Origin of the sequence: uncultured Campylobacter sp., assembly GCF_938018035.1 — a bacterium.
Lineage (GTDB): Bacteria > Campylobacterota > Campylobacteria > Campylobacterales > Campylobacteraceae > Campylobacter_B.
In genome coordinates, this window is record NZ_CALIJF010000184.1 from 1 (window position 1) to 8,399 (window position 8,399).

At 47.3% G+C, this 8,399-nt stretch carries 7 protein-coding genes and 1 pseudogene; 6 read left to right on the top strand and 2 right to left on the bottom strand.

From position 1 onward, the window contains the following. Positions 1-894: 894 nt before the first annotated feature. The 5 genes from Q0257_RS05560 to Q0257_RS05580 all read left to right on the top strand — a co-directional run bounded on the left by Q0257_RS05560 (position 895) and on the right by Q0257_RS05580 (position 6,259). Positions 895-2,454 (top strand): MBOAT family O-acyltransferase, encoded by a 1,560-nt coding sequence (locus Q0257_RS05560; protein ID WP_298022646.1) that lies wholly within the window; start codon positions 895-897, stop codon positions 2,452-2,454. Beyond that, positions 2,455-3,765 carry a DUF459 domain-containing protein gene (locus tag Q0257_RS05565; protein ID WP_298022649.1) on the top strand — a complete coding sequence of 437 codons (1,311 nt, stop codon included), beginning with the start codon at positions 2,455-2,457 and terminating at the stop codon, positions 3,763-3,765. Beyond that, positions 3,758-4,810, top strand: a complete 1,053-nt coding sequence (locus Q0257_RS05570) for a GDSL-type esterase/lipase family protein (protein ID WP_297918680.1) — start codon at positions 3,758-3,760, stop codon at positions 4,808-4,810. The genes Q0257_RS05565 and Q0257_RS05570 overlap by 8 nt, the downstream gene beginning before the upstream one ends. 353 nt (positions 4,811-5,163) lie before the next feature. Then, positions 5,164-5,874 (top strand): metallophosphoesterase, encoded by a 711-nt coding sequence (locus Q0257_RS05575; protein ID WP_298022652.1) that lies wholly within the window; start codon positions 5,164-5,166, stop codon positions 5,872-5,874. 151 nt (positions 5,875-6,025) lie between these two features. Then, positions 6,026-6,259 carry a SelT/SelW/SelH family (seleno)protein gene (locus tag Q0257_RS05580; RefSeq protein WP_255349569.1) on the top strand — a complete coding sequence of 78 codons (234 nt, stop codon included), beginning with the start codon at positions 6,026-6,028 and terminating at the stop codon, positions 6,257-6,259. 277 nt (positions 6,260-6,536) lie between these two features. Here the strand turns inward: Q0257_RS05580 and efp are convergent, their stop codons facing one another. Then, positions 6,537-7,103: an elongation factor P gene (efp, locus tag Q0257_RS05585; protein ID WP_005871146.1), complete on the bottom strand. Its 567-nt coding sequence runs from the start codon at positions 7,101-7,103 to the stop codon at positions 6,537-6,539. An 88-nt stretch (positions 7,104-7,191) separates the two neighbouring features. Between efp and Q0257_RS05590 the strand changes: the two genes are divergently transcribed. Beyond that, on the top strand, positions 7,192-7,932 hold the full coding sequence (locus Q0257_RS05590; protein WP_298022655.1) for a hypothetical protein: 741 nt from the start codon (positions 7,192-7,194) through the stop codon (positions 7,930-7,932). 270 nt (positions 7,933-8,202) lie between these two features. On the opposite strand, the pseudogene Q0257_RS05595 reads toward Q0257_RS05590, so the two are convergent. Then, positions 8,203-8,399: pseudogene (locus tag Q0257_RS05595) on the bottom strand (ATPase); the annotation flags it as partial.

Consider the following 8,399-nt stretch of genomic DNA (forward strand, 5'->3'; position numbering starts at 1 on the left):
TTAAATTGCAAATTAAAATTTACATTATCTCGTTAGAATGGTTAGATTGCGAAGCAAGATTCGGCTCTGCTAGGTTAAATTTCAGCTCAGACTAAAATCTATGTAGCGCATAAATTTACGACTAATTTTGCCTAGTGAGCTCGAATTTGCGCTGTTGTGCTAAAATTCGAGTCTAGAGCCAAAATTTTACGACGCGAAACTCGTTGATTTTAACTTGTGTTTTACACTAAAGAGCGAAGCTAGCGCAAGGCGCGTTTGCGTTACCATAAAATTAAAAGAGCCTTTATGGCGGCGCAGATCTGCAATTTGCAGTAAAAATTAAAAGCTATGATTTTGGCTCATAAGGCGCAGCTTTTAGATGGTTTCTATCACGCCTTAAAGTGAGATTTACTTAGTAATTTCGCGCGATAGATTTTAACGGGCGGAATTTTATTATCGCTGCAAAATTTTTGGCTTTTAAAATTTTGCTTTGTAGAATTTAAGTCCACATAGTTGTGATGAAGTGCGGCTCATCTTATTTCATAAGATTTTAGCGGCGTCGCGCGCCTAATTTATATAGCATGATCCAAGGCGCTTATTTTGAAATCATGCGGGTAGAACCTATGAGACTGCGTTTGCGAGGTTTTGTAAGAATTTGATGGCAAACCGCTCAGCGCGTTTAAAAATTTTATTCGTGCGTCGAGCCCTCGTTTGCGTTTCAAATTTTGCCATTGTGGCGGAATTTTGCTCACGTGGTAAGGGTTTGCATGCAAGCTGTCCGTGAATCTAAGAAGGATTTGGACGCTAGATTTATTAGAGCGTTTAGCGGCGCAATGCCGTGCCTGCGCATAAAATCTCGCGTTGCAAGCGTTTAAAAGCCGCAAGAGCTTTAAAAATTTAAATTGGAAAGATTGAATGACATTTTTTTCGCCCGAGTTTGTCCTTGCTTTTTTAGCGTTTTTAATCGTTTATTGGACGCTCAAAAATCATATTTTCGCGCAAAAAATTCTGATCCTACTGGCAAGCTACGGCTTTATGTGCTCCATAAATCCGCGCTTTGCGCTAGTGCTTGCAGCCTATAGCGCTTTCGTATATTTTGCAGGGGTGTGTATCGCGCGCGCTAATCGCGTAGTCGCGAAAGCCATACCGCCCGCAAAGCAGTCCTCGCACAAGAAAAAGCTATCGCGTAAAGCAGCAGCCAAGCAGATGAGCGCAGCAAAACAAGCTGGCATAGCAAAGCAGGTGCAAAAAGCGGGGTTAGCGAAGCAGATTCCGTTACCAACTGCGAAGGCGCGCGCAGTGATGCTTGCGGCAGTTGCTGGCGGCTTATTTTTTCTCGTATTTTTTAAATATTACGGCTACGTCAGGGAGTTTTTCAATGCCGCGCTTGCTGTGCTGCACCTAGGTGCCGTCGATAGCGTGGCGTTTCCGCTTGGAATTTCATATTATGTTTTTATGTCAATCACCTATTTCGTCTCGGTTTATAGGCGCGAATGCGGCGAGCAGGGCTTTTTGAGCCTGGCGTGCTTTTTGGCGTTTTTTCCTAGTGTCGTGATGGGTCCTATCGGGCGCGCTAGCGCTGCCAAGGGCGTAGAGCCAGTACTGCCGCAGTTTGATCGCTTCAAGCACTTTGGCAATGCCGATGAAATTTATGTGCTTATAATTTTTGCCTTAGTTAAGCTGCTGCTTATTAGCGGCTATTTGGGCGCGTATTATAGCGATGTGATTTCGGGCGTTTACGGCGATGAGCCTGAGTCCTCCGCGGCGCAAATTCTAGCCGCACTGCTGCTTTATGGCGTGGTGCTTTATACGAATTTTAGCGGCTTTATCGATATGGCGCGGGCGCTTGGGCTTGCGATGGGCTTTAAGCTGCCGCAGAATTTTAATATGCCCTATGCGGCTAAGAATTTAGGCGAGTTTTGGGATCGCTGGCATATCAGCTTATCCACGTTTATACGCGATTATATTTATATCCCGCTTGGTGGCTCGCGCAATGGCTTTGCGCGCACCTGCGTAAATTTGCTAATCGCGTTTGCGCTCTCGGGCATATGGCACGGCGCGGGATTAAATTTTTTGATTTGGGGGCTTTTGCACGGAGTGGCGCTTGTGTTTTTAAAATGCCTTGCCAAAGTGGGCGTAAAGCCGCTAAATCCACATTTGGCGCTATTTTGCACCTATATTTTTGTAAGTTTCGCTTGGATTTTTTTCGCCAATTCCTTGCCGGATGCGGCGGCGATTTTGAGCGCTTTTACCCGCGCGCGAGCTTTCGGAGATATTAGCGAGCTAGCGGTGCTTGCGGTGATTTTAGCGGGGATTTTTGTTTATCCTAAAATTTCAGCTATTAAAGATACTTTGATCGCGCTTTTTGCCGAGCTGCCGTTTTTACCTAAAGCTCTCGTGCTCGGCATGATCTTCACGCTGATTTTCGCGCTGATGCCAAGCGGAATTCCAAATTTCATCTACGCAGGATTTTAGATGCTTAGGTTTGTTTCGACTCTGCTTTTTGCGCTGCTTTTCTCGGCATTTTTTATGCAAGGCTCGCTGCTTTATTATTTGGAGCAGCGATTTCACGATGATTTTGGGCTGGAAGAATGGCTGCGCCGCTCGCCGTTTCGCGTAGGCGGAGAGATCTACGAAAAGATTGCAAATGTCGCAGATAAGCTTGAGCAGCGTATCAAAGGCGAGGATCTTAGCAAGGATGAGGACGCAAGTCCGCATGACGGAAGCGAAAATTTTAAAAAACCTGCGCAAGATCGTATGGCGGAAAATCAAGCTTTGCAAAGTACGAGGGCGCGAGATCACGAGACTTCGCAAAGCGTTAAGCCGCAAGGTAGCAAGCCGCAAGCCCATGCTGCAAAGAATTCGGCTTTGAATAATTCTACGCATCATTTAAAGACGCGCGATTCGACGCAGGAGCCTTACGCACAAAATTCTGCTTCTAAAAATTCTACTTCGCAAAATTCCGTGTCACAAAGCCTGGCTACAACAAGCTCTGTGCCGCACAACTCCTCTGCGCCGCAAAATCCCGTCACGGCAAGCGCAACCTTGCAAAGCGGCGAAAATTCCGATTCTCAACTCCCTGTTCCGCAGGCTTTGGAGCAGAATTTAACGACGCAAAGCTCCGCGGAGATTGATGCTAAAATTTCGCTTAGCGACGATGGCAAGATCCGCCTAAATGCAGGCGATGAGGTGCTTTTTATGGGCGATAGTCTGATGCAATACGTGGGGATGAACGCTAAGAAATTTTTCCCGAAGCGAAGCCTGAGAGTGATCGACCTTAGCAAGCAATCGACGGGGCTTGCGAGCAAGAAATCTTTCGACTGGCAAAAGACGCTCGATACCGCTCTTCGCGAGAACAGCGGCGTTAAGCTCGTAGTCGTGCTGCTGGGCGCCAATGACGTCTGGGAGTACCGCGCGGGAGGTAAAACTTATGGCATTAAAACGCCGCGCTGGCGGGAGTTTTACGCCTCAAGGGTGCGCGAGATCTACGATACGGCGCACTCGCACGGTGCAGGAGTGCTGTGGCTAGCGATGCCGTGTATGCAAAAGCCGGATTTTGAGGAGAAAACGCAGCTGCTAAATCAAATATATGCCGACGCTAGTATGGCGCTTGGCGGGTATTTTATGCAAACAACCCCGCTGGTGTGCGAAAAAGGCGTCTATAAAACCTATCTGCAAAGCGGCTCCAAGCTCGTGCGCGTGCGCCAAGACGACGGCATTCATATGAGCAAAGAGGGTTGCGAAGCGGTAGCGAAAGAAATTTTATCAAGGATTGAAGTTGAGTAAATTTATAGTGATTTTATTTGCCGCATTATTAGGCGGATGCGCGGCAAACGCAGGCGTTCGCGGCATAAATTCCGCAAATGCAAAAAGCTCTGCGGGCTTTGGAGTGAAATTTTTTGGCGATTCGCATTTAGGAAGCGATGCGCTGATAGATGCTTTCAGGCACGGCTTTTTCGTGCAAAACAGCGTCGGCTTCGTGCCTGCAATGATGCCTAAATATCACAAAAGCGAAAATATAGAATTTAAGCAAAGCGGCTTTAATGTAATCTCGTCTCGGACCGAACAAGACCCCGATTTTCCGCTATGCGGAGTGATCGCTACCGGCAAAAAGGGCGCTAATGTGCGACTGGAACTAAAGCAGCTTAGCGGCGATTTTTACGTCGAAATTTTACATAAATCGGATCAGAGCGGCGAGATTTTTCGCGTGCGCGACGCAAGTGGGCTAAGCGCGTATATTTCGCAAGAAGTGCCGCAGAAATGGGAGTATTCTAAGCTGCGACTTAGATTTCCGATCGAAATTAGATCGCTGCGTGACGGAGCAGAGCTTGGAGGATATAAAATTTACCGTAAAAACGCGCGCTTTGCAGACTCTTGCGCGAGCAACGGCGCGTTTAGCAACCTCTACGAAAAATGGGGTGCAGATGCCTTTGGTAGGGATTTTTCGGGACTTAGATACGATCTCGTAGTCATCGCTTATGGCACAAACGACGCGATGGATCCGAAATTTGACGAGCAGAAATTCTACCAAAGCGTCCGTGGGCTGCTTCGCTCCGTTCGCTCCGCAGCTCCCGGTGCGAAAATCCTTCTCGTAGCGCCGCCGCGAAGCCCTAAAGTGCCAAACGCCTCGCGCGCTGCGGAGGTGCTAGCGCATCTAGCGCGAGACGAGGGGGCGATGTTTTACGACATAGCCGGTCTTATGGACGAGGATGGCGGCTGGCGCGGCTGGCGCGAGCGCGGGCTGATCCGTCCTGACGAAATCCACTTGCAAAAAGAGGGCTATGAAAAAATCGGCGCAGCGCTGGCGACGAAATTGCGCGGCAGGCTTTAAATTTAATCTTTAATTTAGGTGGCTCGCCGTGGAATTTATAAAGTCCGTCGCTAAATTTAAAATTTAGCGGCAGTAAGCAAAGCTGTGCCTACTCGGATTTCGCCGCTTAGACCTGCGTCACGAAATTTAAAATCAAAAGCCGCGGCTTTAAATTTGCGCGGTTACAGGCTTGGTGCTTGCGTTTTTAAAATTTTGTCGCCTAAATTTACGTGTCGAATTCGGATTAAATTTACGCGGTTGCGACTCGGAGCGTCGATTGCGATCTACACGACGCTGCGGGTAAATTTAGCGCTTAAAATTCCATTCGCACGGGCTGCAACAAAGCGCGGCGAGCCAGATTAAAGGAGAGGAATATGATATATCTTTGCGGAGATACGCACGGAATAAACGAGATCGGCAAAATAACGAACAAGGCCTTTGCGGGCGGGCTTAGCGCCGATGATTTCGTCATCGTGCTCGGGGATTTTGGGCTGTTTTGGAGCGAGCGGATAGATGAGTTTATGGTGCGTAAAAACATAGAAAGATACCTCCCCGCCACGCTTCTTTTTATCGACGGCAACCACGAAAATTTCGATATGTTGGACGAACTGCCGCGCGAGCGGAAATTCGGCGGCAGCGTAGGCGTGGGCGGCGAAAATATTTTTTGGCTACGGCGCGGCGAAATTTACGAGATTGCAGGGCGACATTTTTTGTGCTTTGGCGGCGCGCTTAGCGTCGATAAGGCGCATCGGATACCGGGGCTTAGCTGGTGGGCGCGCGAGATTCCGAGCGAGGAGGAGTTTAGCTATGCGGTGCAAAATGCGCGTGATTTTATCGCCGCGGGCGGGCGAATAGATGCGGTGCTGAGCCACACGGCGCCGAGGTTTGCGATGAAATTTTTAAAAGAATACCTCTGGTGTGGCAAAAGTACTCCCGATAAAACGTCTGAGTATTTAGAGAGGATCTTTGAGCTCGTAAGACCTGAGCGGTGGTATTTCGGACACTTTCACGGCGATAAGAAATTCCACGCGCAGGGCTGCGATTTTTATCTCTGCTACGATGAAATTTTAAAATTTGAAGACTAGCCTTAGGCTCACAGCAGCGAAATTTAGGGCTTTGCAAACGGCGAAATTTCGCTCGTAAATTTTAAATGCTGAGGCGCGCGAAATTGAGCCTTTATATTAAAATTTAAGCTAGTTTGGCTACAATGTGGCACTTTTTTAGAAAGGAATAAAGATGAAGGTTGTAATTACTTATTGTAATTCTTGATCTTATAGACCGCAAGCTCTCCGTGTGAGAGATGAAATAACAGGCGTCTATAAGGATGCAGTTGTCGAGTTGGTCCCTGGTGGCAGCGGAGACTTTCTAGTAGAAGTTGACGGCAGAAAGCTTTTCTTCAATAAAGATTTTGCTAAGCCTCGTTTCCCAAGTGAAGGTGAAATTTTAAATCTAATTAAAGTTGCAGCCTAGCTCAAAGCCCGAAAGCGGGTCGCAAGATTTGCTTTCGGGCGTTTTTTATACTCAAATTTCATATCCGTAAATTTAATCGTAAAATCATCCTAAATTTGCCAAATCAGCGCTACGCAAAATTTAGATTAAATGATCTCGCATTTCGGCGAATCCAAAAAGTCATTTTAATTAAAATTTACGTGACGGTCGCTGTTTAAATTTATCGCTCGGAGTTTATAAATTTTAAAAGAAAGAGGAATTTTTGCGAAATCAAAATTTCGCAAAAACAGGGGGGGGATTATTTATTTGCGCGCTCGATATACTCGCCGCGGACGGTGTCAACGCGGATGACCTCACCTTCGAGCACGTGAAATGGGATCTGTACCACGGCGCCGGTCTCAAGCGTGGCGGGCTTTTTGTTGCTGCCCTGCGTATCGCCGCGGAAATTTGGCGCAGTTTCTACGATTTTAAGCTCCACCACCTGCGGTACATCCACGCCGATCGCTTTGCCGTTGTAAAACATTATATTTACCATCATACCATCTAGCATCCATTTTTTCGCCTCGCCCACGTCCTCGTCGCTAATCGCGATCTGTTCGTAGCTATCGGTATCCATGAACTGACACGCCTCGCCGTCGTCGTAGAGATACTGCATCTCTTTTTCCTCGAGATTCGGCGCCTCGCATTTATCGCCGGCGTGAAAGGTCTTTTCAAGCACCTTGCCATCGATGAAAGATTTTATTTTAACGCGCACGAAAGCTGGCCCTTTGCCCGGTTTTACGTGTTGGTATTCTATGATTTTAAACGGAATTCCGTCCACCTCGATTTTTAGACCTTTTTTTAGATCGCCCATTGAATAAGCCATAAATTTCTCCTTAAATTGATAGGGCGCGATTATAACAAATTTTATTTTAAATTGATATAATTGGCGAAATTTTAAGGGGAGGGAAGCTATGAAAAAAATCATCTACGTTTTGGCTACGTGTGCGGCTTTTGCGCTTGGCGCGAATGCGAACGAAGCGGAGTTCGTGAAAAACCTAAAGCAAAGTCTAAATGATAAAAACGCTCAGCTCATCTCGATCGACAAGCTAAACTCGCTAAACGGGCTAAATTTGCTGATCGTCCGCTCGGGCGAGAAAAAAGAGGCGTTTTTAGCTAGCGACGACGCCAAAAGCTTAGTGGCAGTGACCGAGGAGCCCAAGTTCGCGGATGCGGCGGATGCGGCGCTATTTAAGATGAGAACTCAAATTTTAAAGGACGCGAGGGATGCCGCCGCGCTTGAGCTGCTAAAGAGCATAAATCCCGCGAGATTCGCCTATATCGAGTCGTTTGATAAAAACAACCCCTATATGACCTACATCGTGGGTGATCCGGAGTGCCCGTATTGCGCCGAGGAGATGAAAAGGATCACGAAGCATCTTCGCAATAGCAACGTAAAATTGATCTTTGCGCCGGTGCACGGCAAGAGCGCGTTTATCAAATCGGCGCTGATTTTAAAGCAGCTGAAAGCCCTCTCGCCGAGCGATCAAAAAGGCGCGATCGACGTGATCGAGAAATACTACGATAAGAACGTGCAGGTAAGCGATGCGGACGTCTCAAAAGCCGAGCTTGACGCCGTGTATGCGGACACCAAGACGCTCTTTTCCAAAGGCGTGATCAAATCGGTGCCATATGTGATCAAAGTGAAAAAATAGTCTAAATTTGCGGAATTTAGGGCGCGGGGTTTGTGCGCGGACAGCGCGAGTTTGCTCGCGGTAGCGCAAGTCGCGCGCAGCACAGCCGCCCGCGCAAGCTGAAATTTCACAAAATTCCACCGCTTGAAATTTTAAAGCGGCGGAATTTTATATTGATTGTAGCCCGGCAATTCTAAATTTAAAACGATGCATCCTCTAAAAGCATGCCTAAGTGATTTGTTTGGGCTCATAATTATATGTGCTGCCATCGGGCTTTTTTTAACGCGCAATTCAAAGTAAAATTTTAAAATCCTCGAGCGAAAAAAGTAAAATTTTATCGCTTTTTAGGCTTGCTAGCTCGCCGCTGAAGCCGCTTTTAGAAAATAGCGCGAGCAGATTGGGCGCGAGGTGCGCTTTTTCGCATTTGAGCATTAGCTCGTTTAGCACGTTTTTTGAAATTTTTCGCTCCTTGTATTTGCACTCGCCCG